Origin of the sequence: Streptomyces tibetensis, assembly GCF_040647715.1 — a bacterium.
GTDB classification, from domain to species: Bacteria; Actinomycetota; Actinomycetes; order Streptomycetales; family Streptomycetaceae; genus Streptomyces; species Streptomyces tibetensis_A.
Map to the genome: position 1 here is coordinate 26,658 of NZ_JBEZCR010000006.1, position 25,495 is coordinate 52,152.

The 25,495-nt window shown below is 73.2% G+C and carries 18 protein-coding genes and 1 pseudogene; 11 read left to right on the forward strand and 8 right to left on the reverse strand.

The window, feature by feature from the left end:
* Positions 1–154 precede the first annotated feature (154 nt).
* From AB0B29_RS17220 to AB0B29_RS17235, 4 genes and pseudogenes are all read left to right on the forward strand, one after another.
* Positions 155–2,605, forward strand: coding sequence for a GcvT family protein (locus AB0B29_RS17220; RefSeq protein ID WP_362240056.1), 2,451 nt, complete (start codon positions 155–157; stop codon positions 2,603–2,605).
* Between the two features lie 31 nt (positions 2,606–2,636).
* Positions 2,637–3,779 carry an aromatic ring-hydroxylating oxygenase subunit alpha gene (locus AB0B29_RS17225; protein WP_362240059.1) on the forward strand — a complete coding sequence of 381 codons (1,143 nt, stop codon included), beginning with the start codon at positions 2,637–2,639 and terminating at the stop codon, positions 3,777–3,779.
* Positions 3,780–3,897: 118 nt separating this feature from the next.
* Positions 3,898–4,086 (forward strand): annotated as a pseudogene (locus tag AB0B29_RS17230) (aldehyde dehydrogenase family protein); the annotation flags it as partial.
* A 37-nt stretch (positions 4,087–4,123) separates the two neighbouring features.
* A complete protein-coding gene (locus AB0B29_RS17235; RefSeq protein ID WP_362240061.1) occupies positions 4,124–5,686 on the forward strand; it encodes an APC family permease in 1,563 nt (520 codons plus the stop codon).
* A gap of 40 nt (positions 5,687–5,726) precedes the next feature.
* Here AB0B29_RS17235 and AB0B29_RS17240 read toward each other — a convergent pair whose 3' ends face one another.
* The 4 genes from AB0B29_RS17240 to AB0B29_RS17255 form a co-directional block, all read right to left on the reverse strand.
* Positions 5,727–10,367, reverse strand: coding sequence for a hypothetical protein (locus AB0B29_RS17240; protein WP_362240064.1), 4,641 nt, complete (start codon positions 10,365–10,367; stop codon positions 5,727–5,729).
* A 35-nt stretch (positions 10,368–10,402) separates the two neighbouring features.
* Positions 10,403–11,284 carry a hypothetical protein gene (locus AB0B29_RS17245; RefSeq protein ID WP_362240066.1) on the reverse strand — a complete coding sequence of 294 codons (882 nt, stop codon included), beginning with the start codon at positions 11,282–11,284 and terminating at the stop codon, positions 10,403–10,405.
* A 109-nt stretch (positions 11,285–11,393) separates the two neighbouring features.
* Positions 11,394–12,920, reverse strand: a complete 1,527-nt coding sequence (locus AB0B29_RS17250) for a hypothetical protein (RefSeq protein ID WP_362240068.1) — start codon at positions 12,918–12,920, stop codon at positions 11,394–11,396.
* Between the two features lie 81 nt (positions 12,921–13,001).
* Positions 13,002–13,697: a GntR family transcriptional regulator gene (locus AB0B29_RS17255; protein ID WP_362240070.1), complete on the reverse strand. Its 696-nt coding sequence runs from the start codon at positions 13,695–13,697 to the stop codon at positions 13,002–13,004.
* A gap of 196 nt (positions 13,698–13,893) precedes the next feature.
* On the opposite strand from AB0B29_RS17255, the gene AB0B29_RS17260 reads away from it, so the two are divergent.
* Genes AB0B29_RS17260 through AB0B29_RS17280 form a run of 5 tightly spaced genes read left to right on the forward strand, consistent with a single transcriptional unit; the run spans position 13,894 to position 18,273 of the window.
* Positions 13,894–15,195 carry an MFS transporter gene (locus tag AB0B29_RS17260; protein WP_362240073.1) on the forward strand — a complete coding sequence of 434 codons (1,302 nt, stop codon included), beginning with the start codon at positions 13,894–13,896 and terminating at the stop codon, positions 15,193–15,195.
* On the forward strand, positions 15,192–16,019 hold the full coding sequence (locus AB0B29_RS17265) for a putative hydro-lyase (RefSeq protein WP_362240076.1): 828 nt from the start codon (positions 15,192–15,194) through the stop codon (positions 16,017–16,019). The genes AB0B29_RS17260 and AB0B29_RS17265 overlap by 4 nt, the downstream gene beginning before the upstream one ends.
* A 15-nt stretch (positions 16,020–16,034) precedes the next feature.
* Positions 16,035–16,793: a LamB/YcsF family protein gene (locus AB0B29_RS17270; RefSeq protein WP_362240078.1), complete on the forward strand. Its 759-nt coding sequence runs from the start codon at positions 16,035–16,037 to the stop codon at positions 16,791–16,793.
* Entirely contained in the window at positions 16,790–17,407 is a 618-nt protein-coding gene (locus AB0B29_RS17275) for a 5-oxoprolinase subunit B family protein (RefSeq protein WP_362240080.1), read from the forward strand. The genes AB0B29_RS17270 and AB0B29_RS17275 overlap by 4 nt, the downstream gene beginning before the upstream one ends.
* Positions 17,404–18,273, forward strand: coding sequence for a biotin-dependent carboxyltransferase family protein (locus AB0B29_RS17280; RefSeq protein ID WP_362240083.1), 870 nt, complete (start codon positions 17,404–17,406; stop codon positions 18,271–18,273). Before AB0B29_RS17275 ends, AB0B29_RS17280 begins: the two co-directional genes overlap by 4 nt.
* Positions 18,274–18,484: 211 nt before the next feature.
* Here the strand turns inward: AB0B29_RS17280 and AB0B29_RS17285 are convergent, their stop codons facing one another.
* The 4 genes from AB0B29_RS17285 to AB0B29_RS17300 form a co-directional block, all read right to left on the reverse strand.
* Complete coding sequence (locus tag AB0B29_RS17285; protein ID WP_362240085.1) at positions 18,485–19,678, reverse strand: glycosyltransferase; 1,194 nt, start codon at positions 19,676–19,678, stop codon at positions 18,485–18,487.
* Positions 19,675–20,802 (reverse strand): glycosyltransferase family 4 protein, encoded by a 1,128-nt coding sequence (locus tag AB0B29_RS17290; protein ID WP_362240087.1) that lies wholly within the window; start codon positions 20,800–20,802, stop codon positions 19,675–19,677. The genes AB0B29_RS17285 and AB0B29_RS17290 overlap by 4 nt, the downstream gene beginning before the upstream one ends.
* Before the next feature lie 196 nt (positions 20,803–20,998).
* On the reverse strand, positions 20,999–22,417 hold the full coding sequence (locus AB0B29_RS17295) for a HEAT repeat domain-containing protein (protein ID WP_362240090.1): 1,419 nt from the start codon (positions 22,415–22,417) through the stop codon (positions 20,999–21,001).
* A 300-nt stretch (positions 22,418–22,717) separates the two neighbouring features.
* Positions 22,718–23,110: an ankyrin repeat domain-containing protein gene (locus tag AB0B29_RS17300; RefSeq protein WP_362240092.1), complete on the reverse strand. Its 393-nt coding sequence runs from the start codon at positions 23,108–23,110 to the stop codon at positions 22,718–22,720.
* A 297-nt stretch (positions 23,111–23,407) separates the two neighbouring features.
* Here AB0B29_RS17300 and AB0B29_RS17305 point away from each other — a divergent pair, with 297 nt between their 5' ends.
* Together AB0B29_RS17305 and AB0B29_RS17310 are read left to right on the forward strand one after the other, a co-directional pair.
* Positions 23,408–23,602, forward strand: a complete 195-nt coding sequence (locus tag AB0B29_RS17305; protein WP_030843336.1) for a hypothetical protein — start codon at positions 23,408–23,410, stop codon at positions 23,600–23,602.
* 50 nt (positions 23,603–23,652) lie between these two features.
* Entirely contained in the window at positions 23,653–25,410 is a 1,758-nt protein-coding gene (locus AB0B29_RS17310; RefSeq protein WP_362240094.1) for a hypothetical protein, read from the forward strand.
* Positions 25,411–25,495 lie beyond the last annotated feature (85 nt).

The window sequence follows — 25,495 nt, forward strand, 5'->3', positions numbered from 1 at the left end:
CCTTCACCTGCCCTCAGGACCGTCGTCACTGAAAGCCCCAACCCCCCCCAGGACCGTCGTCACTGAAAGCCCCACCCCCCCCAGGACCGTCGTCACTGAGAAGCCCCGACGCCCCACTCCCCCAGCGCGTCCAACCGTCCCGGCAAGGAGGGGCATGTCCAGCACACCCGAAAACCCCCGCGTGGTCGTCATCGGCGCCGGAATCGTCGGCTGCTCCCTCGCCGACGAACTGACCGCTCGCGGCTGGACCGACGTCACCGTCCTCGAGCAGGGGCCCCTGGCCGCCCCCGGTGGCTCCACCTCGCACGCCCCCGGCCTCGTCTTCCAGACCAACCCGTCCAAGACCCTCACCGCCCTCGCCCGGTACACCGTCGAGAAGTTCGGCTCGCTCGACGTCGACGGTGTCCCCTGCTTCCACCAGGTCGGCGGCCTGGAGCTGGCCACCACCCCCGACCGCCTCGCCGAGCTGCACCGCAGGGCCGGCTACGCCGCCTCCTGGGGCGTGCGCGGCGAGATCGTCAGCGCCGCCCGCTGCAAGGAACTGTGGCCGCTGATCGACGAGTCGGTGGTCCTCGGCGGCTTCCACACCCCGGACGACGGCCTCGCCCGGGCGCTGCTCGCCTGCCGCGCGCAGATCGCCCGGGCCACCGCGCGGGGCGCCCGTTTCCTGGACCGGCACACGGTCACCGGCATCGAGCAGGAGGGCGGCCGGGTCACCGCCGTCGTCACCGACCGGGGCACCTTCCCGGCCGATCACGTCGTCTCGGCGGCCGGGTTCTGGGGACCGGTCATCGGCCGCATGGCCGGAGTCGACGTGCCTCTGCAGCCGCTCGCCCACCAGTACGCCAGGACCGGGCCGCTCCCCGAGCTGAGGGGCGCCACCGCGGAAGCCTCGAAGCCGATCCTCCGCTTCCAGGACCGCGACCTGTACTTCCGGGAGCACACCGACCGCCTCGGGATCGGCTCCTACGCCCACCGTCCCCTGCCCGTCGACCCCTTCGCCGTCCTGCCGTACGACGAGGCCCGCGCCCGGAACATGGACATGCCGTCCTCGTACCCCTTCACGGAGGAGGACTGGGCCCCCAGCTGGGCCGACTGCCGGCACCTCATGCCCGCCCTGCGCGAGGCCGAGATCGAGGCCGGTTTCAACGGGGTCTTCTCCTTCACCCCGGACGGCATGCCGGTCCTCGGCGAGTCCCGGCGACTGCGCGGGTTCTGGCTCGCCGAGGCCGTCTGGGTCACACACTCCGCCGGTGTCGCCAAGGCGGTCGCCGAGTGGATGGTGGAAGGGCGGCCGTCGATCGACCTGCACGAGTGCGACCTCACACGGTTCGAGGAGGCGCAGCGCTCACCGTCGTACGTCCTCGAACGCGGTGCGCAGCAGTTCGTCGAGGTGTACGACGTCATCCACCCGCTGCAGCCGATGGAGCGCCCGCGGCCGCTGCGCGTCAGCCCCTTTCACGCCCGCCAGCAGCAACTCGGCGCGTACTTCCTGGAGGGCGGCGGCTGGGAGCGCCCGCACTGGTACGAGGCGAACGCCCCGCTCGTGGACGCCCTCGGGCCGCTGCCCGAGCGGGACGCCTGGTCGGCCCGGCACTGGTCCCCCATCGCGGCTGCCGAGGCGAAGGCAACCCGCGAGGGCGTCGCCCTCTACGACATGACGCCCCTGCGCCGTCTGGAGGTCACCGGGCCCGGCTCCCTCGACTTCCTCGACCGCATGACCAGCAACAACCTCCGCAAGAAGCCCGGCGCTGTCACCTACACCCTCCTCCTCGACGAGTCGGGCGGCATCCGCTCCGACCTCACCGTGGCCCGCCTCGCCGCCGACCGCTTCCAGGTCGGCGCCAACTCCCCCGCCGACCTCGACCGGCTGCTGCGGCACGCACCCGCCGGCGTCCACGTCCGGGACATCACCTCCGGGACCTGCTGTGTCGGCGTCTGGGGGCCGCTCGCCCGCGACCTCGTCCAGCCGCTCACCCAGGACGACTTCTCCCACGAGGCGTTCGGCTACTTCAGGGCCAAGGAGACGTACATCGGGCACGTCCCGGTGACGGCCATGCGGCTCAGCTACGTCGGCGAGCTCGGCTGGGAGCTGTACACCACCGCCGACCTGGGGCTCCGGCTCTGGGACACGCTGTGGGACGCCGGCCGGGAGCTCGGGGTGATCGCGGCGGGCCGCTCGGCGTTCAACTCCCTGCGTCTGGAGAAGGGGTACCGCGCGTGGGGCGTCGACATGACCGACGAGCACGACCCGTTCGAGGCCGGTGTCGGCTTCGCGGTCCGCATGGACCGGGACGACTTCGTCGGCAAGGCGGCGCTGGCCCGGGCGGGTGAACCCGCCCGTCGCCTCACACCCCTGCTGCTCGACGACCCCGCCGCCGTCGTCCTGGGCAAGGAGCCGGTCTACGTCGACGGCACCCCGGCCGGCTACGTCACCAGCGCGTCGTACGGCTACACGCTCGGCCGCTGCGTCGCGTATGCCTGGCTGCCCGCCGGACTTCCCTCCGGCACGGGCGTGCACATCGAGTACGTCGGCGAGAAGGTCCCGGCGACCGTCGCCGACGAGCCGCTGTTCGACCCGAAGATGACGCGCATCCGCCGCTAGGCCTGCCCTGGCCTCTCTGAGGAGCACCCACGTGACGACCACCCCGATCCCGCCGAGCCTGATCGCCACCCTCCCCGGGCGCTACTACACCGACCCGGACCTCTTCCGGCAGGAGCAGGAACGCGTCTTCGAGTCGATGTGGTTCTGCGCCGTCCGCAGCGCCGACCTCGACCGCCCGGGCGCCTTCCGCACCGTGCAGGTCGGCCGCGAGAACGTCATCATCACCCGGACCCGCAGGGGCGACCTGCGCGCCTTCCTCAATGTGTGCCGGCACCGCGGGGCGCGTCTGTGCACGGAGGAGTCGGGTGAGATCCGCCGCACGCTCCAGTGCCCGTACCACGCGTGGACGTACGACCTCGACGGCAAGTTGATCGCCGCACCCAACCTGATCAAGATGCCGGACGTCGACCGTGTCGCGTACGGGTTGATCAATGTCGCCCTGCGCGAGTGGCTGGGCTATGTCTGGGTGTGCCTGGCCGACGAACCGCCTTCCTTCGAGGAGACGGTCGTGCGCGCGGCCGTCGAGCGGCTGGGCGACGTCGCCGCGATCGATCATTACGGCACGGAGAACCTCGCGCTCGGCAAACGCATCACCTATGACGTGAAGGCGAACTGGAAACTGATCGTCGAGAACTTCATGGAGTGCTACCACTGCGCCACGATCCACCCCGAACTGACCGAGGTGCTCCCGGAGTTCGCGGACGGGTACGCCGCCCAGTACTACGTGGGCCACGGCGCGGAGTTCGGCGACGACGTCAAGGGCTTCACGGTCGACGGCAGCGAGGGTTTCGGCAGGCTGCCCGAGGTGAGCGCCGACCAGGACCGCCGCTACTACGCCATCACGGTCAAGCCGACCGTCTTCGTCAACCTCGTCCCGGATCACGTCATCCTGCACCGCATGTTCCCGCTCGCCGAGGACCGCACGGTCGTCGAGTGCGACTGGCTGTACGCGCCGGAGGTGGTGTCGTCGGGGGCGGACGTGTCGAAGTCCGTGGAGCTCTTCCACCGGGTCAACCTCCAGGATTTCGCGGCCTGTGAACGGACGCAGCCGGCGATGGCCTCCCGGGCGTACCGCAAGGGCGGGGTGCTGGTCCCCAACGAGCACCACATCCGGATCTTCCACGAATGGCTCGTCGAGCGGCTGGGGGGCGCGCATGCCGGACCTGTTCATTGACGGTGAGTGGCGGGGCGCGGTCGACGGACGCACCCGGGAGATCCGCTGCCCGGCCGACGGCTCCCCGGTCGGGGCGGTGGACGAGGCGGGCGGCAAGGACCCGGTGGAGGCGATCGGCGCGGCCAGGCTGCGGCTCGGCACGGTCTGGATCAACGACTACCACCCCTATGTCCCCCGGGCGGAATGGGGCGGTTTCAAGCAGTCCGGCTTCGGACGCGAACTCGGGCCCGCGGGGCTCGCCGAGTATCGCGAGACGAAACACATCTGGCGCAACACCCGCTCCAGCCCCCAGGGTTGGTTCGACTGATCGGACCGTCCCTGAGACACCCCTTGAGGAACCGCCCATGAAAACGACCGCGGAGCCGACCGGCCCACACGGCCGGGACGACGCCGAACTCACCGAGTTCGGCTACAGACCCGAGCTCAAGCGCACCCTCGGCAACTTCCACACCTTCGCCGCGGGGATCAGCTACATCTCGATCCTGACCGGCACCTTCCAGCTGTTCTACTTCGGCTACGGCAGCGGCGGCCCGGCCTACTGGTGGTCGTGGCCGATGGTCTTCGTCGGCCAGTTCATGGTCGCCCTCTGCTTCGCGGAGCTCGCCGCCCGCTATCCCGTGGCGGGCTCCGTCTACAACTGGTCGAAGAAGATAGGCAATCCGCATCTGGGCTGGCTCGCCGGCTGGATGATGCTGATCGCCTCCATCGTGTCCATATCGGCCGTCGCGCTGGCCTACCAGCTGACGCTGCCGCAGATCTCGTCGTTCTTCCAGTTCGTGGGGGACGGCACCGGTACGTACGACGTGGCGACCAACGCGGTCATCCTGGCCGCGGTGTTGATCCTGTTCACGACCCTCGTGAACGCCTTCGGCGTCAAGTTGATGGCACGGATCAACACGGCGGGCGTGTTCATCGAGTTGATCGCCACCGTCGTTCTGATCATCCTGTTCGCCGTCCACATCACGCGCGGTCCGCAGGTCGTCATGGAGACGCACGGCACCGGCGCGGGCTACGGCAACGGCTACCTGGGCGCCTTCCTGGTGGCGTCGCTGGCCTCGGCGTACGTCATGTACGGCTTCGACACGGCCGCCTCACTCGGTGAGGAGTCCCTGGACCCGACCCGCAACGCACCGCGCGCGATCATCCGGGCGATCGTCGCGTCCTTCGTGCTCGGCGGCCTCGTCCTGCTGCTCGCGTTGATGAGCGTGTCCAGCCTGAAGGGCGACAAGCTGTCCACGGACGGCCTGCAGTACATCGTGCTGGACGTACTCGGCCCGACGGCCGGCAAGGCGATGCTGTGGTGCGTGCTCATCGCGGTGACGGTGTGCGCCCTGGCGGTCCACACGGCGGCGGTCCGGCTGGCTTTCGCGATGGCCCGCGACAACAACCTGCCGGCGTCCTCGAAGCTGGCCAGGTGCCACCCGCGGTTCCAGACGCCGGTGCTGCCGACCGTGATCATCGGGATCCTGGCGCTGGCGATCCTGGTGGTCAACATCCGCCAGCCGCAGATCTTCACCGTCGTCACCAGCATCGGCATCATCATGATCTACCTCGCCTACCTGGGGGTCACGGTGCCGCTGCTGGTCGCGCGGATCCGCGGGAAGTGGCAGCCCGCGGGCGAGGGCCGGTTCTCGCTGGGCCGCTGGGGCCTGCCGGTCAACATCCTGGCGGTCCTGTGGGGCGCGGCCATGACCGTCAACCTGATCTGGCCGCGGGACGCGGTATACAACGCCTCGGCTCCCTACCACTGGTACCTGCGCTGGGGTGCGGTGCTGTTCGTCGCCGTCATCGCGGGCGGGGGTTTCGCCTACTACTGGTTCGTCCAGCGGCACCGGACCGGGGTGCTCGCCGAACACCGTTCCGAGGTCTCGGCCACCGCTCCCGTCGCCGCCCCGGTGGCCGACTGAGGACCGAAGGAGAACGCCGGTCGCGCAGGTCCCCGCGTCCCTAGGGCGTTGTGGACGCCGGGCGTTTGTACATCCTGGTCGCCGTGATCTCGCTGTGGACCGCCTCCCCCGCCTGGGGCTGCTGCGGCAGGCCCGGGCGGAGGTGCTCCTCGACGCTGATGTACTTGAGTCCGGCCCTGAGGTCGGCGTCGTTGCGCATGCGGATGACCAGGGGGAACTCGGCCAGGGCGGTGGTGTCGAACAGGCCCGTGGTGTACAGGAGCTGCACGCCGAGGGCGTCGGAGACCGCCCGCTGGAGTTCCAGCAGGTACGTGGCGTTGGCGCGGCCGATGGGGTTGTCCAGGAAGAGCGTGCCGGCGTGCCGGTGCTTGTCGCGGCCCCGGTCGTTGGAGCGCAGGGCGGCCATCGTGCAGTACAGGGCGATGGCGGCGGTGAGGAGCTGACCGCCGGAGAAGACGTCGCCCATCTGCCCGACGGGGACGCGCTCGGCGCGCAGCACCGCGTCGGGCTTGAGGATCTCGACGGCGACGCCCTTGGGCTGGAGCGCGGCGGCGACGCCCCGCAGCAGCAGGGACATGCCGTCGCGGCGCAGGTCGGAGTTCTTCTTGACGGCGGCACGGGTCGCCTCGTCGATGACCTCGCCGAGCCGCTCGGTGAGGGTGGCCTGGTCGGGTTCCTCGAAGCGGATGCGCAGGAACTCCTGCCCGGACCACTCGCCGAGCCCTTCCGGGAGGCGGGAGAGCCGCTGGGCGGAGCGCAGGGTGGCCAGGGCCGACTCGACCAGGCCGCGCAGGCGGTCGACGATCGAGTCGCGGTTGCGTTCCAGCTGCTCCAGTTCGTCGGTGAGGACGCGCAGGCGGGGTGCGAAGGCGTCCGCCCACTTCTGGGCGTGCTCGGGCAGTGCGGAGGCGGGCAGTTCGCGGATCTGCTGGCGGGCCGGAGTGCGGACCTGCTCGTAGCGGGTGGAGTTGGCGTGCCGGACGAGGATGTCGCTCGCCTCGCGGACGGCGGCCTCGGCGGCGGACAGGTCGGCGGCGCAGCCGCGCAGCGAACGCCGGGCCTCGGCGGCCGCCTGCCGGGCCTCCTCCGGGCTGCCGGCGTAGGGCTCGGGCTCTTCGTGCTCCTCGTCCGTGGCGTGCTCGCGCAGCAGGTCGCGGAGCATGGCGGCGATCTCGTCGAAGCCGCTCGCCGCGTCCTCGGCGGCGCGGTGGGAGTCGAGGAGCCCGGCGTGCGCCTCGCGGGCCTGGTCCAGCGACTCGGTGTGCGAGGCGAGTTCGGCCGTGGCGGTGCGCAGCAGGGTCTGCGCGTGTTCGGTGTCGCGCGGCCGGAGGTCCTCGGGGAGGTCCGTGTGGCTCTCGCCGTCGTCGGCGGGGGCGAGGCGTTCGGCCTCGCCGCGCAGCCGTCCGAGCTGCTCGCTCGCGGTGGACATCCGGGTCTCCAGGAGCTGCACCAGCTCCTCGGCGCGGGCGGCGGCGGCCTGGCGGCTGGGGCCGTCGGAGCCGTCGGGTGATTCGAGGAGCTGTTCCGCGCGGGTGCGGACCTTGTTGCTCAGCCGGTCCAGTTCCGCGCGGGCCGCGCTCTCGTCGCTCTCCGCGCGGGCCTGCTCGGCGCGCAGGTCGGCGCCGACGCCGACCTTCTCGTACACCTGGGACGCGGCCCGGTAGGCCTCGCGCAGGGCGGGCAGGGAGGACTTGGGGGTCTGGTCCTCGTCCTCGGGTACGTCGTCGGGGGCGCCGGCGATCTCGGAGCGCTCGGCGCGCAGCGCGCGGGCCGTGCGGCGGGTGTCGTCGGCGGCGCGCTGGGCGGCACGGCGGTCCTCGTCGGCGGCCCGGGCCCGCTCCAGGCAGGCCTGCGCGCTCGCCTCGGACTCGGCCGCCTCGTCGGCCAGTTCGCGCAGCTTGACCTGCCAGCCGGCCCGCTCGCGCAACCGGAAGGCCAGCCCGGCGAGGGCGTCGGCGGAGCGGCGGGCCTTCTGCGCGGCCTCCTGCCGCTCGTCGCGGACGCGCGCGGCCTCGGTGGCGACCTCGTCGGCCTCCGCCCGCAGGGTCCGCGCCTCCGCCAGTTCGGCTTCCGACTCCTCGGCGAACTCGTGCGTGTCGTGAGCCGCCCGGGCCAGTTCGGTCAGCCGGCCGGCGGGGCAGCCGGTGCGCCAGGAGGCGAGCCGGGCGGCCAGTTCGCGGTCCTTGCCGAGCCGGGCGGCGAGCGTGCGGATCTCCTCGTCCCGCTCGCCGGCCCGGGCACGCAGTGCCTGCCGCTCCTCGTCGGCGGCGTGCTCGTCGTGCATCGCCGGGTTCGGCGGCACGAGGAACACGTCGCCGCTGACGGTGTCCGGGGCCGGGGTCGGAGCGAGCAGGGCGGCGGCGGTGCCGACCGCCACGGCGGAGCGGGGCAGCAGTGCCGCGTCGCCCAGGGCTTCCCGGGCGCGGGCGTGGGAGTCCGGGTCGGTGATGATCACGCCGTCGACGAGTTCGGGCCGGGCGGCCAGCACGCGCGCGTGGTCGGCCGGGTCGACGGCCTGGGCGAGGTAGCGCCAGCCGGGCAGCGCGGGGATGCCGTGCTCGCCGAGGAACTCGACCGTGGCGAGCACGTCGGGCCCGGGCGGCAGCAGCCCGCCGTCGCCGAGCGCGCCGAGGATCCGGGAGTCGTCGGCGGCGGCCGTACGCAGGTCGAACAGCTGCCGCTCGGCGGAGGAGACGGCGTTGTCGAGCAGGTCGCGCAGGTCGTCGGCGAAACGGTCGAGCTCCTCGGGGGTGAGCCCCTGCTCGCCGGTGGCCGGCCGTGCGGCCGGATCGCCGTCCGTGTCGTGCCGGGGCTGCGGGATGCCCGGACGGCTCTGCGGGGTGAGGCTGAGCAGTTCCGCCAGCCGCTCCTCCCCCGCCAGCGCCTCGGCGGTACGGCGCTCGGCCTCGTACGACCGCTCCGCCGCCGTGGCCGCGTCGGCGGCGCGGGCCGCGGTGAGTTCCGCGCGGCTCTCGGTGGCGGCGGCTTCGCGCGCCTGCTCCGTGGCCCGGCGGGACGCCTCGCGGGCCGCGTCCCAGGCTGCAACGGCGGTCTTCTCGGCGTCGCTGGCGGCCAGGGCCGCGCGGGCCGGGTCGGCGTCGGGCGCTGAGTCGTCGAGCCAGCCGGCCCGTACCGCTTCGGCGGTCTCCTGCTCGACCTCGGCGAGGCGCTGCTTGAGGTGCCCGATCTCGCTGCGGGCGCGCTGTGCCTGGGTGGCGGCGGCGGTGGAGTCCCGGTAGGCCGCGTCGCTGACCTCCTGGAGGGCGGCGGAGCGCTCCTCCTCCTCGTTGGCGTGGCTCTCCGCCTTCTCCGCGGCGGCGTGCAGGGCCCGTACGAGGTCGACGGCGGCCTTGGAGCGGGCGGCCAGCGCCGGCGCGGCGTCCCGCTCGGCCTCCTGGATGGCGGCGGACACGCGGGTGACGCGATCGGAGGCGGCGCGGTGGCGCAGCACGGCCTCGGCGGCCTGCCACGCCGAGTACAGGGTGCGGGCGTCGGCGAGCTCGCGCTTCTGCGCGGCGGCGGACTTCTCGGCCCCGGCCAGCGCCAGCGAGGCGTGCCGGTAGGCGAGTTCGGCGGAGATCAGCGCGCTGCGCTCGCGGGCCGCCTCCGCGTGTGTGACGGCGTACGCGGCGGCGGTGACCCGCTGGGCCAGGTCGGCGGCCCGGGCCCGCTCCCGCACACCGCGCGCGGACAGCCTGCGGGCCAGGCTCCGGGTCCGGCGCTCGGCCGCGGTGTGGATGTCACGGGCGCGTGAGCGGGCCTCGGCGGCCTCGACGATTCGTCCGAGGAGGTCGACGGACCCGGCGGTGAAGTCCCGTTCGGCCATCAGCTCGGCGCGTCGGCCCAGCTTGTTGCCGAAGCCGCTGACCAGGTCGGCGAGACCGTCGGTGTCGCGGGTGTCGGTGACGGCGCGCAGCAGCAGGTCGGTGAAGTCGGCGTCCTTCTTGACGGCGAAGAGACCGGCCGCCTCACCTTCGTCGGCGTTCATCTCGCGCTGGTAGCGGAAGAGTTCGGGATCGAGGCCGAGGTCGCCGAGGTGCTCGATCCAGCGGTCGTGGATCTCCTCCCAGTGCACCTCCAGGTGCGGGTAGTTCTTGCCCGCCTCCGTGAGGGCGTCACGGAATCCCTTCATGGTGCGGCGCCGCCCGCGCGCGCCGGACTGGCCCTCGGCCGTGGCCCGCACGGCGGTGGCCTCCGCCACGGGGAGGTTGTCCAGGCTCAGTCCGGGGCCGGGCCGGAAGGAGTACCAGGCCTCGGCGAACTTCCGTGGGTCGTTGGAGACCTGCCGCCCGCGCCACTCGCTGACCTTGCCGACGACGACGCACTCGCCGGTCAGCACGTGCTGCCACTCCAGCGCGACGTGCCCGCAGTCGTCGGCGAGCAGGAACTTGCGCAGCACGCCGGAGCTGGCGCCGCCGAGGGTGTTGCGGTGGCCCGGCAGCATCACGGAGAAGATCAGCTTGAGCAGCACCGACTTGCCGCCGCCGTTCTCCAGGAAGAGCACGCCCGCGGGCGCGGGCCGGCGCGGCGGGCCGACCGGCTCCTCCTCGAAGAACTCCGCCTGGGCGGGCGCGGGGTCGGGCACGATCTCGCCCACACCGCGCAGGTCAAGCACGGTGTCGGCGTAGCGCGCACCGGCGGGCCCGATCGAGTAGAGGCGGACCCGGGACAGCTCGTACATGGCGGACTCTCGTAAGTCTTCGTGAGATGGGGAGTTCAGGAGGAGTGGAAGGGCAGCCCGGCGTCGGCGACCAGTTCCAGGTCGTCGCTCTCCTCTGCGGGCAGCAGCGTCGGCGTGCCGTCGGTGACCGGGACGACGCCGAGGTCCAGCAGCTCGGCCATGGCGGCGCTGCCGGCCATGTCGCGGACCTGGAGCTGGTAGCGGGCGGTGGTGCGGTAGGTGCCGCCGTGGTCGTCGCCGGTGCGCTGCAGGAAGCCGGATTCGGTGAGGAACGCGGCGGCCTTGGCGACGATGCCGGTGGTCGAACCGGCCAGGCGCCGGGAATCCTTGGTGGCCCCGGTCGCACTGCGCCGTACCCAGATCCGCCAGGCGGCCTCCAGTCCCGGCGCGTCGCTCGCCGGGTCGGTGTTCTCGCCCTGTTCCTCGGCGCGCTCCTCCAGCCGGCGGCAGGCCTGGCGGACGAAGGCGTCGACGCCGTTGACCGTGATCCGGCCGATGTAGCCGTCGTCGGCGAGGTCCTCGGGCCGCGGGAACGCCATGGCGGCGACGGCGAGATGGGCCAGTCCGTGCAGGAAGCGGTCGCCGCCGTCGGCGGACGTACGACGCGCGTAGTCGCCCATGCGGACGGCGAACACCGAGTCCTCGGCGGCGGTCACGGCCATGCCCGCGCGCGGGGAGACCTCCAGCACGATCAGGCCGAGCCCGGTCGCCACGGCGTCCGCGAGCCGCGCGAAGGGCGGGTCCTCGCGGTAGCGGCGCAGCAGGTCCGCGTACTCCTGGTCGCGGGCGGGCTGCAGCTTGGGCTGCAGCCCGAACGACACGAGCCGGGCCGCGTCGGCGGCGTCGGCGGGAGTGACGGCGGCGGTGGCCACCGGGGCCGGGCCCTCCGGCTCGCTCCACTCGACGTGCTCGCTCACGACGGGAACTCCTTGACCTTGTAGACGAGGTTGCGGGCAGCGCCCTCAGGGGCGCGGGGAACTGCGCGGTCGGCCACGACGGCGTCGCAGCCGCCCACCGGCGGGAGCATCACGCGGCCTCCGTCCGGTCCGCCGCCATCCCCGCCGCGTCCAGAAGCGCGGTGCCGACGATCAGGTCCGCGCCGCCGAACTCCGGGTCGTCGAGCTCCGTCCCGTCGTCCACGGCGAACAGCAGCTTCTGCTCGCCCTGGCGATAGGCCGTGCCGACCGGCGGGCTGGCGGCGTGCACCGCCAGCAGGGCCACCAGGTAGGGCAGCTCGGGGTCCTGCCGCCGGGCCTCGGCCAGCAGCCCCGACAACCGGCGCGGCGCGTCCGCGGGCAGGTCGAGCAGCTCCTGCGCCGCCGCCAGCTGCTCCTCGCTGAAACGGCTGTCGTCCGGCGTGGCGATCAGGTCGGGCTCGGGCATCTCGGCGCCCAGGTGCTCGCGCTCCACCGGCGGCGTCAGCAGTATGTCGACCAGGTCGCCGACCCGGACGGACACGGGCGTGCGCAGCCCGGTGCCGCGGCCGAAGAAGGCGTCGGTGACGCGGACGGCCTGCTCCAGCGGCAGCGGCAGCACGGGCGAGACGAGATGCCCGTAGAGGTCTATGCCCGACGTCGTGAGGGGCGTGGCGAAGGCCTGCCGGTCCTGTTCGGCGCGGAACAGCGGTCCGGCCTCCAGCAGCCTGGACTGGAGCTGGGTGTGCCGGCGGATGCAGTCCTTGACGATGTCGACGAGCTCGGCGGTGCGGCGCTTGTGCTCGGGGTCCTCGGACTCGTCACGGGCTTTGCGGATGTTGGTGAGGATCGCGTTCTCGTGGCGGTAGCGGTCGGCGACGTGCTCCAGTGCCTCGGCGATCATGTCGGGCACGGCGGAGAGCCAGTCCACCGCGCGCACGTTGCGCCGGGTCGCGTCCAGGGCGCGGCGCAGGGTCTCGGAGTACTGCACGGTCCGGTAGCGGGCCTGTTCGGCGGCGAGCTGGGCGTCGGCGAGGCGGCCGCGGCTGATCAGGATCTCCAGCTTGACCTCGGCGGCGATCTGCGCGCTGGTGACGTCCGTGTCGAGGGCTCCGACGAGGACGTTGACCGCCTCGTCCGTCGTGCGGAGGTAGACCGTGCCTCCGGGGCCGGGGACCTCCTCGATCAGCTTGAAGTCGTAGTCGCGGCGCACATAGGTGCCGTCCGCGCCGAACGTGCCGTACACGGCGCGGAATCCGCGGTCGACGCTGCCGACGTTGATCAGGTTCTCCATGACCCAGCGGGCCACCCGCTCGTGCTCGGCGGCGGGGCGCTGTGCGGCCTGGGCGGCGATGCGCGGGATGAGGCGGGCGACGATCTGGTCGTGGTCCGCGCCCGTGTCGAAGTCCATGTTCAGGGTGACCAGGTCGATGGCCGCGAGGGCGACCTCCGCCATGCCGTACACCGAGTACTCGCCGGCCAGGTTGGCCTTGCGCGCGTCCAGGTCGTGCAGCGGCGCGGTGCAGGCGAGCGCGCGCAGGCGGCGCGCCAGGCCTTCGTCGGCGGCCGGCCCCGGGGCGGGGCGCGGCCCCGCGCTGAGCTGGGGCGGAACGCTGTCCGTCGATGCAGGCGAAGTCACGGTGCACAGACTAGGTCCTGGGTCTGACAACCTCCCAAACGACGCGGTACGCCCTCCGGGCCGGTCAGCTGCGGGCGGTCCTCAGCCGTCCTCGCCGACTCGTCGCCGGTACACCTCGACCACGCGCTCCAGCGAGTCGTCGAGGTATCCCGCGAGCAGGCTCTCGGCCTTCTGGCGGTCCCCGTCCTGAAGGGCCTCGAGAATTGCGACATTTCGTGCGATATACGGCTCATGCAGCCGCTCTGGCTCGTCCACCACATGGAAGGCCAGCCGCAGTTCGGCGAAGACGCTGCGCATCAGCTCGGCGGTGCGCTCGCTCGCGGCGAGGGCGACCAGTTCCCGGTGGAAGTGGATGTTGGCCGTACCCACTCCTTTCCAGTCACCTTCCCGGGCCGCCGCCCGCCCCTCCGCGACCGCTCCGGCGAGCCCCTCGAGGCCGTAGGGCGGCTCGCCGAGGCCCCGGACGACGGCACATTCGACGAGCCGCCGGGTGCGGTAGATGTCCTCGACGTCCTCGACGGTCAGCACCCGGACGAAGACGCCCCGGTTCAGCTCGTGGACGAGCAGGCGCTCGTGCGTGAGCAGCCGGAACGCCTCACGCAGGGTGTTGCGGGAGACGCCGAGCGCGCCGCCGATACTGTCCTCCGACAGGCGGGTGCCGGGCGGGAAGTACCCCTCGGCGATCCGGCTCCTGAGAATGTCCGAGACCCGTTCCGCGGTGCTGGTGCGCCCGAGCAGGGCCCGGTCGTCGGCGAGGTCCTTCAGCTGCTCTGCCATGCCGGAATTCAATCGCAGATCACAAGAAGAACCAACATGGGTATTGAGGGATCGTTGAACAATCCTCTACGGTGCTACGCACAGCGTCGCGGCGGCGGGGCCGCTTCCCCACCGCTTTCCCCACCGCGACGCCGACCGCCTCCGTACGGCACGGCTCACCCCGAAGCACCCTCCGTCCTCCCTCTGCGAGGTGCCCATGAGCACGACCCCTCCACCGCAGGCCCTGACCGACGACACACGCCCCGCACCCACCGAGAGCACCTCGGACGACGGGGCGCTCGGCTGGCTGCGCGCCCTGGGCCCGCGGGGCCGCCGCGCCTTCGCCGGTGCCTTCGGCGGCTATGCGCTGGACTCGTACGACTACTTCACGCTGCCGCTCAGCATGGTCGCGCTGTCCGCCTACTTCGGCCTGAACAGCGGCCAGACCGGCCTGTTCACCACGGTCACCCTGGTGGTGTCCGCGGTCGGCGGCGCCCTTGCGGGCGTGCTCGCGGACCGCGTCGGCCGGGTCAAGGCGCTGATGCTCACGGTGGTCACGTACGCGGTGTTCACCGTCGCCTGCGGCTTCGCGCCCAACTACGAGGCCCTGCTGGTCTTCCGCGCGCTCCAGGGCCTCGGATTCGGCGGCGAGTGGGCCGTCGGCGCGATCCTGGTCGCCGAGTACGCGAGCGCCAGGAACCGGGGGCGCACGCTCGGCGCGGTCCAGAGCTCCTGGGCCGTGGGCTGGGGCCTCGCCGTGATCGTCTACACCCTGGTCTTCTCGGTGGCGGGCGACGACCTGGCCTGGCGCATCATGTTCTGGACCGGCGCGCTGCCGGCGCTGCTCGTCATCTGGCTGCGGCGCAGTGTGCACGACGCCCCGGAGGCCACCGCTGCGCGTGAGCAGAGCGCGGAGAAGGGCTCGTTCACGGCGATCTTCAAGCCCGGCCTGCTGCGGATCACCCTGTTCGCGGGACTGCTCTCCACCGGTGTCCAGGGCGGCTACTACACCCTGGCCACCTGGGTGCCGACGTATCTGAAGTCCGAGCGCGACCTGTCGGTCGTCGGCACCGGCGGCTATCTGACGTTCCTCATCTCGGGCGCCTTCATCGGCTACCTGACCGGTGGCTACCTCACCGACAAGCTGGGCCGGCGGCGCAACATCTGGCTCTTCGCCCTGCTGTCGGCGCTGTGCATCCTGGCCTACGCGAACATCCCGAGCGGCGCCAACACCCTGCTCCTGGTGCTCGGTTTCCCGCTCGGGTTCTGCATGTCGGCGATCTTCAGCGGCTTCGGCTCCTACCTGAGCGAGCTGTACCCGACCGCGGTGCGCGGGACGGGGCAGGGCTTCACGTACAACACCGGGCGCGCGGTGGGTGCCGTGTTCCCCACGACGGTCGGATTCCTGGCGGACAGCTGGGGCGTCGGCGGCGCGCTGGTCTTCGGCGCCATCGGCTACGGCATCGCGGCGCTGGCGCTGCTCGGACTGCCCGAGACGCGCGGGAAGGAGCTCGCGTGAACCGCACGAGCACCGAGGACCGCCCCCTGCTCCTCGTGGACGAGCACGCGCGCGCGTGGAGCCCCGCAACGGCCCGGGCCCGCTTCCGGGAGGGGCTCACGGGCCCCACGGCGGGGGTCGCGGCGGGCCACACCCAGGTCAACCTGATCTCGGTGCCCGCCGACTGGGCCTACGACATGCTGCTGTTCTGCCAGCGCAACCCCAAGCCCTGCCCGGTCCTCGACGTCACGGACGCCGGCTCCTGGACGACCGTGCTGGCCGACGGCGCGGACCTGCGCACCGACCTGCCGCGCTACCGGGTGTGGCGGGACGGCGAGCTGGTGGACGAACCGACGGACGTGCGCGCGTACTGGCGCGACGACCTCGTGTCGTTCCTCATCGGCTGCAGCTTCACCTTCGAGTGGGCGCTGGGAGAGGCCGGCGTGCCGATCCGCCACGTCGAGCAGGGCCGCAACGTCCCGATGTACGTGACGAGCCGTCAGTGCCGTCCGGCGGGGCGGCTGCACGGACCGCTGGTGGTGTCCATGCGGCCGGTGCCGCCCCGGCAGCTGGCGGCGGCGATCAGGGAGAGCAGCCTCATGCCCGCGGTGCACGGCAGCCCCGTGCACTGCGGCGATCCCTCCGGGCTCGGCATCGCCGACCTCGGCCGCCCCGACTTCGGGGATCCGGTGGACACCGAGCCGGACGACATCCCGGTCTTCTGGGCGTGTGGAGTGACCCCGCAGGCGGCCGTGACGGCCTCGCGACCGCCGTTCGCCCTCACGCACGCCCCGGGGCAGATGTTCCTCACCGACGCCCGCGACGAGCAGTACCGCGTGGCCTGACAGGAGATACGGCACATGACCTCGATCGACCTGAACGCCGACCTCGGCGAGGGCTTCGGCCGCTGGCGGCTCACCGACGACGAACGGCTGCTGTCCGTCGTCACCAGCGCCAACGTGGCATGCGGTTTCCACGCCGGGGACGCGGTCACGATGCGCCGGGTGTGCGAACTGGCGGCCGAGCGCGGGGTCCGGATCGGCGCCCAGGTGTCCTACCGGGACCTGGCCGGGTTCGGGCGGCGCGCGATGGACGTGCCGCCCGCCGAGCTGGCGGCCGAAGTCGCCTACCAGATCGGCGCGTTGGAGGTCTTCGCGCGTGCGGCGGGCGCTCGCGTGGCCTACGTCAAACCACACGGCGCGCTCTACAACCGGGTCGTGCACGACGACGGGCAGGCCGCGGCGGTCGTCGACGGCGTGCTCCTCGCGGACGCCGCGCTGCCCGTGCTCGGACTGCCCGGCTCGCGCCTGCTGACGCTGGCCGGGAAGGCCGGACTGCCGGTCGTCCCCGAGGCGTTCGCGGACCGGGCCTACACCGACGCGGGCACCCTGGTGCCGCGCACCCTGGAGGGCGCCGTGGTCACCGATCCCGACGCCGTCGTGGAACGCTCCCTCGCCCTGGCCCGTTCAGGAGAGGTCGTCTCCCACACGGGGACGCGCGTCGAGGTCCGCGCCCGCTCACTGTGCCTGCACGGTGACACCCCGGGCGCGGTGGAACTGGCCCGCCGGGTGCGCGAGCGGCTGGAGGCCTCGGGGGTCCGGGTGGAGGCCTTCGCATGAACGTGCTGCCCGTCGGCGAGGACGCCCTGCTCGTCGAGGTCTCCTCGGACGACGAGGCCCAGGCCCTGCACGCGGAGCTGCTGCGGCGCCGCGCCGAGGGATCCCTCACGGCCCGCGAGATCGTGCCGGCGGCCCGCACGGTCCTCCTCGACGGCCTCGACTCCCCCGCCGGGCTGGCCGCCGAACTGACCGCCGCGGAGCTGCCGTCCGCTCCCCCACGCGCGGGTGAGGTCGTGGAGATCCCGGTGCGCTACGACGGCCCGGACCTGGGCGATGTCGCCGCGCACTGGGGCGTTCCGCGGAGCGAGGTCGCCCGCATCCACGCGGAGACGGAGTTCCGGGTCGCCTTCTGCGGCTTCGCCCCCGGCTTCGGCTACCTCACCGGGCTCCCGGCCCGCTACGACGTCCCCCGCCGGGCCACTCCGCGCACGGCCGTCCCTGCGGGCTCGGTCGCTCTGGCGGGCCCGTACACGGGTGTGTACCCGCGCTCGTCGCCGGGCGGCTGGCAGCTGATCGGCACGACGGACATCGTCCTGTGGGACCACGCCCGCGTGCCGGCCGCGCTGCTGTCGCCGAGCACGCGCGTGCGCTTCGTCCCCGAGGCGGGGTCATGACGGACCGTGCGCTCGCCGTCGTCCGCGCCGGGGCCCTCACGACCGTGCAGGACACGGGCCGCCCCGGCCATGCGCATCTCGGCGTCCCCCGCTCCGGGGCACTGGACCGGCCGGCCGCCGACCTCGTCAACCGGCTCGTCGGCAACGCACCCGGGACGGCCGTGCTGGAGACGACCCTCAACGGCTGTGCCCTGCGCCCCCGTTCGACCGTCACCGTGGCGGTCGCGGGCGCGCCCTGCCGGGTCACGGTGGACGGGCGGCCCGTCGCCTGGGGTGCGCCGGTGCGGGTGCCCGCGGGGGCGCTGCTGGACATCGGGCCCGCAGAGTCGGGCGTGCGGGCGTACGTGGGGTTCGCCGGGGGCATCGCGGTCGAGCCGGTGCTGGGCAGCCGGTCGACGGACCTTTTGTCGGGACTCGGGCCGCCCCCGCTCGCTGACGGGACGGTGCTGCCGCTGGGCCGGCCGGTGGGCGCGCACGCGCGCGTGGACGTCGTCCCGCAGCCGGCGCCCCCCGCCGAGCTGGTGCTGCGGGTGACCCTCGGCCCGCGCGACGGCTGGTTCACGCCGCAGGCCGTCCGCACCTTCGTCTCCAGCGCCTTCATGGTGTCGTCCGCGAGCAACCGCATCGGGTTGCGCACGGAGGGACCCGCCCTGGAGCGGGCCCGGCCGGGTGAACTGCCCAGCGAGGGCATGGTGCTGGGCGCCGTGCAGGTCCCGCCGGACGGCAGACCGGTGGTGTTCCTGGCCGACCATCCGACCACCGGGGGCTACCCGGTGATCGCCGTGGTCCGCACGGCCGACCTCCCGGCCGCCGCCCAGGCGGTCCCCGGCACGCCCGTCCGCTTCGTGTCCGTACGCCGCCGGTAACCGCCCGGACCGTCACAGCCGAGGTGACCGCATGCCGCCGCTGAACCGCCCGGGCCCGCCATGGCTGAAATGACGCCCTCCCCTCCGAGCCCGTCCGCCAGCAGCGCGGCCCAGCCGCGCCACTGACCGTCACCGACGGGATCCCCCACGCCCTCGGTGAGCGCGTCCCCGAGGGCGACGAATCTGAGAGGCCCCTCCCGCCGCGGGGGTCTCATGCCACGCCCCGGGGCGCGAACGGCCGGGCGGGGCGTACCGGGACGGCCGCGTCGTGCGCGGCGAGGAACGCGTCGACCGCCGTATCCCACCCGAAGCACTCCGCACGCGCGCGTGCCGCCTCGCGCCGGTCCGCCTCCGGCCGTTCCAGCAGCAGGCCCACGGCGTCCGCGAAGGCCTCCCCATGGTCCGCCGCGACGGCACCGGCGGAGCCGATCACCTCGGACAGCGCGGACGAGGCACTCGCGACCACGGGCGTACCGCAGGCCATGGCCTCCAGCGCGGCGAGCCCGAAGGTCTCGGCGGGCCCCGGTGCCAACACCGTGTCGGCGGACGCCTGCAGCGCGGCGAGCAGCCGGCGGTCGGAGACGTGCCCGAGGAAGGTGACCGGCAGGCCGCTCTCGCGCGCCCGCTGTTCGAGCCGCGCGCGCAGCGGGCCGTCCCCGGCCACCACCAGCACGGCCCGGCGTCCGCGACGCCGCAGCGCCTGCAGGGCGTCCAGCGCCGCGCCGGGCCGCTTCTCCACGGACAATCGCGAGCACATCACGAGCAGCGTCTCGTCCTCGCGCGCGTACCGGGCCCGTGTCGCCGGGTCGCGCAGCGCCGGGTGCCGCTGCACCAGGTCGACGCCGAGCGGTGCCCGGACGACGTTGCGCGCCCCGATCCGCACGAACTCCCGCTCGGCGAACTCGGTGGTGCACACCACGCGCGCGTAGGTGTGGGCGGTGCGGACGTTGAGGGCGTCGGCGGCACGCCGGGCGGCTCCCTCGGGCAGGCCCCAGGTGCGCATCACCCCGTCGGCCGTCTCGTGGGAGACCATCACGGCCGGGATCCGGGCGCGCCGCGCCCACCTGCCGGTCCATCTCAGGGTCGTGCGGTCGGACACCTCCAGCCGGTCCGGCGCGAGCTCCTCCAGCAGCCGCGCCACCCGGCGCTTGTCGACGAGGACGCGGTAGCCGCCGGTGCCGGGCAGGAGCGGCCCTGGCAGGGTGATCACCCTGCCCTGCTCGGTCTCGCGGTCGCTCATCCGCTCGCCGGGGATCACGAGGACGGGTTCGTGCCCGGCTGCCTGGAAGCCCTTGCCGAGTTCGCGCAGCGCGGTGCGCAGTCCGCCGGACGAGGGGGCCACGAAGTTGGCGAGCCGGACGATCCGCAGCGACCTGCGGTCGCCGCCGGAACGGGAGTCGCTCATGCCGCCACCGCCGTCCGGCGTCCGGCCAGAACCTGGGTGTAGTGCCCGATCAGCCGGTCGCCCACGGCCGCCCAGGTGCGGCCCTCGACGGTGGCGCGCCCGGCGGCGCCGTAGCCGGCCCGCAGCCCTGCGTCGGCGGCCAGGGACCGCACCGCGTCGCGGACGGCGGCCGCGTCGTGGGGCGGCACCAGCAGGCCGGTGCGCCCGTGCGCGACCAGGTCGAGCGGACCACCCGCGGCGGGCGCCACCACCGGCAGGCCGCTGGCCATGGCCTCCTGGACCGTCTGGCAGAAGGTCTCGAAGGGGCCCGTGTGCGCGAAGACGTCGAACGAGGCGAAGACCCGGGCGAGGTCGTCACCGGTGCGCCGGCCGAGGAAGACGGCGCCGGGCAGCGCCTGCTCCAGACCGGGCCGGCTGGGGCCGTCACCGACGATCACGACCCGGACGCCCTCCAGGCCGCAGACACCGGCGAGGAGTTCGACGTGCTTCTCGGGGGCGAGCCTGCCGACGTAGCCGACGATCAGCTCGCCGTTCGGGGCGAGCGCGCGGCGCAGGGCCTCGTCGCGCCGGTCGGGCCGGAACCGTTCGGTGTCCACACCGCGCGGCCACAACCGGACCCGGGGCACCCCGTGGGTCTCCAAATCGTTCAGGGCCGCGCTGGACGGCGCGAGGGTGAGGTCGGCGGCGCCGTGCACGGCGCGGATGCGCCGCCAGGCGGCGGCTTCCCCGGCGCCCATGTACGTACGGGCGTAGCCGGCCAGGTCGGTCTGGTAGACGGCGACGGCGGGGATGCCGAGGCGCGCGGCGGCGGCCATGCCCCGTACACCGAGGACGAAGGGGCTGGCGAGGTGGACCACGTCGGCACGGTGCCCGACGAGGGTGGCGGCCAGGCGGCGGCTGGGGAGGGCGACGCGGACCTGGGGGTAGCCGGGCAGCGGAAGGGAGGGGACGTGGACGACGGGGCACGGCGCGAAGGCGTCGGGCTTGTTCCCCGGTGCGGGGGCCGGGGCGACGACGACGGGGGCGTGACCGCGATCGACGAGGTGCCGGGCGGTCTGGAGCGCGCAGTGGGCCACGCCGTTCACGTCGGGGGGAAAGGATTCGGTCACGATGACGACACGCATACCGGTGTTGTCGCCGTGCCGGACGTGCCCGCGTCAACGTGGATCTTTCCGGACGAGGAACGTCCCATGAGCGTTCTGAGGTGCACCCGCGCAGGTCAGGTGGTGTCCATGCCCTCCTGACCAGCGGGTCATCCCCTGTTCACCCTGGAGGCGTGAATCCGCCCCGGCGTCCCGTCGAGAGGGGGGGTATCCAGGGTTACACCGCGGTCTCCTCGGGACCGATCCTGCTGCGTACGGCCGTCTGCACCTCGGCCTCCTCGGCCGGGTCGGAGGCGAGCCGGCGCAGCCGCTCGACGACGCGGGTGTCTCCGGTCTCGGCGTGCCGGGCGGCGATCTCCCGGGTGGTCTCCTCGCAGTCCCACAGGCATTCGACGGCGAAGCCGGTGGCGAAGGAGGGGTCGGTGGCGGCGAGGGCCCGGGCGGCCCGGCCGCGCAGGTGGGAGGAGGCCGTCTCGCGGTAGACGTGGCGCAGTACGGGTGCGGCGCAGGCGATGCCCAGCCGTCCGGTGCCGTCCACGAGGGTCCACAGGGTCGGTGCGTCGGGGCCTTCGCCCCGCACGGCCTCGCGCAGGGCCGCGAGGACCAGGTCGCGGTCCTGGACCCCGCCCCGGCAGGCGAGCACGCGCCCGGCGGCGGCGCCCAGCGGATCCGGGCGCCGGGCCCAGCCGCGCGCCCGGTCCACGGCGGCGAGTGAGCGCATTCGCTCGAAGGCGTCGACGGCCGCGTCCACGACGAGCGTCGAGCCGTTGGCCACGGCGCCCTCGATCAGATCGAGGGCCTCGGGGTCGTTGCCGTCGGCGAGGTACCGCAGAGCCGTACACCGTGCTCCGTCGGTTCCGTCCTCCGCCGCCCGGACGATCTCGGCCCGGTCCTCGGGTCCGGCCACGGCGCTGAGACAGCGCGCGGCCGGTACGTGGAGGGCGGCTCCCCGCTCGATGCCTTGCTGGGCCCATTCGAAGACGGCCTGCACGCTCCAGCCCGGACGGGGGCCGGAGGGCCGCATCTGGCGCTGCCAGCGGTCGAAGCAGCCCGTCTCGTGAGCGGCACGCACACGGGTGGCTACGGAGTCGCGCGGATCCTCGGCCCACAGGCGCCAGGGTCGGGGCTCGAAGGCGTCCCGGACGGTGGCGGCCAGCTCGGCGTCGCCCTCCGGGTCGGCCGGGAACCGGGCGAGGACAGGGGCGGCGAGGGCGCGCAGGCCCGCGTCGTCGTCCCTGAGGGCGAGCTCGTCGAGGGCCCAGGCCCAGTTGGAGCCGTGGGCGGCGTACCTGCGCAGCAGTTCGAGGGCGTCCCGCCTGCCGTAGGAGGCGAGATGCCCGAGGACGGCCAGGGCGAGCCCGGTGCGTGACTCGTCGCTGTCGAGGACGTCCTCGGCGCCGAAGAGATGGGCCTCGACCTCGTCCAGCTCGCCGTTCAGGTCGAGGTAGAGGCGGGCGTAGTAGAGGGAGCGGTTCTCCACCTGCCAGTCGTGGCGGGGATCGTGCAGCACGCAGTGGTTCAGCGCCGCCAGCGCCTCGGGGCGCGGGGCGGTGAGCGCGTGCAGCGTGCCGTCGCCGCGGCCCCGCTGGAGCAGGCCGAGCAGCGTACCGCTGGGCGCTATGACCGGATCGAACATGGGAAACAGCCTCACATCAAGCGTCGACGCAACCGGGGACGTGTACTACCTGGCCGCGTGACAACACGTCGGGGCGCCCGCCGTTTCCTGCTTGCTGTAGACCATCTTCCTCTGCCTCTCGTCGGTGGCCCTTGCGGACCGCGTCACGGCCCGCGCGGTGCGGCAAAACCTGCCCAACCATCACGTCCGTGAACCACGTGGTCATGATGACTCGGCACTTCCGTCTGCCGCGACCGAAATTTCGGCGGCCCTTTACCGCCTCCCCCGTTTTCGTTGTCGTTCCAGGTCAGACCGGTCGGCTCAGTGCTCGCCGAACAGTTCGAGCAATTCCGTCCGGCCGAACATCCGGGCGGTGTCGACCGCCGACGGCGTGCCGGCGGACGGGTCTGCTCCGCCCTCCAGGAGGGCCTTGATCACGTCTGTTTCGCCCTTGAAGACGGCCCCTGCGAGCGGGGTCTGGCCTCGGTCGTTCACGCGGTCGGCCTCGGCGCCGCGCTCGAGCAGGGCGCGCACCGCCTCGGAGTGACCGTGATAGGCGGCGAGCATCACGAGCGAGTCGCCGCGGTCATTGGTGAGGTTGGCCGGAACACCCGCGTCGACATAGGCCACGAGCGGCTCGGTCTGTCCCCGCCGGGCCAGATCGAAGACCTTGGTCGCCAGCTCCACGACCTCGGGGTCGGGGACTTCGGTCATCGGGCGGACCGCCTCTCCACTACGCATCGCCTCCGGTGCGTACGCCTGCGAGGGCGCAGCCGTACGAGTGAATCGCCAGGGTACTGGCTGGCGCTGCACATGACCCGATGTGCCCGAGGTAAAGATCAGCGCAGACCGGGACCAACGCGACCGCCCGGCCCGACGGGACCCGGAACCGCCCCGCCACCCAGGGTGAATAGTCCGGACTTCACCCAGTTGCACCTTTTATCGCATGGATACAAGCTGTGAGCCTGGAAGTACTCATGGTGACTGTCCCCGCGAACCAGGAGAACCCAAATGATCCTCTCCATCTCAGGTGTGGTCCTGCTCGGCATCGTCGTCTTCATCTTCTTCCGCAAGGACGGACTGAAGGCGTCGCATGCCGTGGTCGCCATGCTGTTCGGCTTCTATCTGGCGAGTACCGCCATCGCCCCGAGCATCAAGGCTGGTGGCGAGAGCCTGGCGAGCCTCCTCGGCGGAATCAAGTTCTGAGGCGATCCCCCGTACGCATCCCGCCCCGTACGCACTCCCTGGAGGCAGTAGTGGCCCGGCGCCCCCTCCCCCGCATTCTGAGCAACGGCGGCGCGCAGCTCGCCCGGAGCCGGGAGCTGGCCCGGACGGCCGCCGACAGCGCCACCGACGTCCTCCACCCGCTGATCACGATCATGCGGGGTCTGCGCCGGCTGGCAGCGGCCGGGCGGCGCAGATGGACCGAGACCCCCACGGAGCGACGGGGCGCGCTGCTGTTCCTGGTCGCCTCCGTCGTCCTGGTCGTGGCGCTGGTGCCGTACGGGCCGCTGCTGGCCGCCATCACCCTGATGGCGGCCGCGGCCTGGCAGGGCAGGGAGCGCTCCACGACGGCGTCGGACGGGCCCGACGAGTCGCAGAGCCAGCGGCTGAAGTCGCTGTACGACGCGCTCGTGCCGTACTTCTCAGCCGCCGAGGACCCCGAGCCGCTGTACTCCCACGGCGGCGCGTGGGACAAGGCCTTCCCCACCTACGCGTTCGACACCGGCGGCCGGATCTCGCAGTTGGTGGTCCGCTACCCGGCGTACTTCACCGACGGCGAGGCCGAGGCCCGCGCCCGGATCGAGCACCTCCTCGCGGCCAAGTCGGGCCGGGGCCGCGAATACCACTTCACGTGGGACGAGGAGGGCAACCAGTTGACGGTCGGCGTACTCCTGCCGCTGCCCGTCGACATCGCCGCCCAGCGTTTCGTCACCACCCCCGGCGAGACGGTCCTGGGTTTCACCGACTCCACCCGGGTCCAGCGCACTCTTCCCGTCACCTACGGGGAGCGGCAGCGGGACGTGCCGCCGGTCGTCTGGCGCACGGGCCTGCGCTCCACCGAGCCGCACCTGCTCGCTCTCGGCCAGCCGGGCAGCGGCACCTCCACCCTGCTGCGGTCCATCGCCCTGCAGGCCCTGCAGCACGGCGACGTGATGATCGTGGACGGTGGCGGCACCGGCGAGTACGCCTGCCTGACCGGCCGGGACGGCGTCCTGGCCGTCGAGGCGGGGCTCGCCGGGGTCACGGCCGGCCTGGAGTGGGCCGCGACCGAGACCGAGCGCCGCCTCATCGCCGCGAACCACGCCCACCAGGCGGGCGAACCGCCGCCCGACGACACCAAGCGCCCGCTGTGGATCCTGCTGGACCGCCCGACGGCGTTCACCCACCTGGCCGCCGCCGACGGCCGCAAGGATCCCCAGTCCCTCCTCCAGGTCCCCCTCCGGCACGGCCGACCCGCGAACGTGACGGTGGTCGTGGCCGACCAGCTGGACAGCTTCGACGCCCTGAGCGATCCGGTTCGCCGGCACACCCGCGCCCGTGTGGTCCTGGGCCCGGCCACGGCCGACCAGCTCGAATCGGTCCTGGGCGCGCCCCCGCCCAGCACATTGATCGACGAGCTCCCGCCGGGCCGCGGCTACGCCCGCCTGGGCACGGGCCCGGTCCACCGCCTCCAGGTCCCGGCCACGCCGAACCCCTACGACGACGCCACACCCGACGCCCTCTGCGAGGCGGTCCTGGACCTCCTCCCGCCGCGCACCGCCCCGGCGGACGGGGAGACGATCCCGGAGCAGGACCCACCGGAAGGCGAACCGGCACCGGTGCCGACGGAGCAGGAACCGGAACCGGGGCAGGGGCAAGCACCGTCGCGGCAGGCGGCGCCGGCCCCGGCAAAGGAGCCCATGCCGGACCCGGTACCGGTCCCCACCAAGGAGCCCCGACCGGCCCCGGTACCGGTCCTCACCAAAGACCCCCTGCCGGAACAGGTGCCGGTGCTGACCAAGGAGACGTAGCGGCGGGTGGCGTGCCACCCGGGGGGCAGACCCCGGCAGCCGCCGCCCGGTCCGCCGGGTCTGTCCTGGTCGCCGGGGTAGTCCG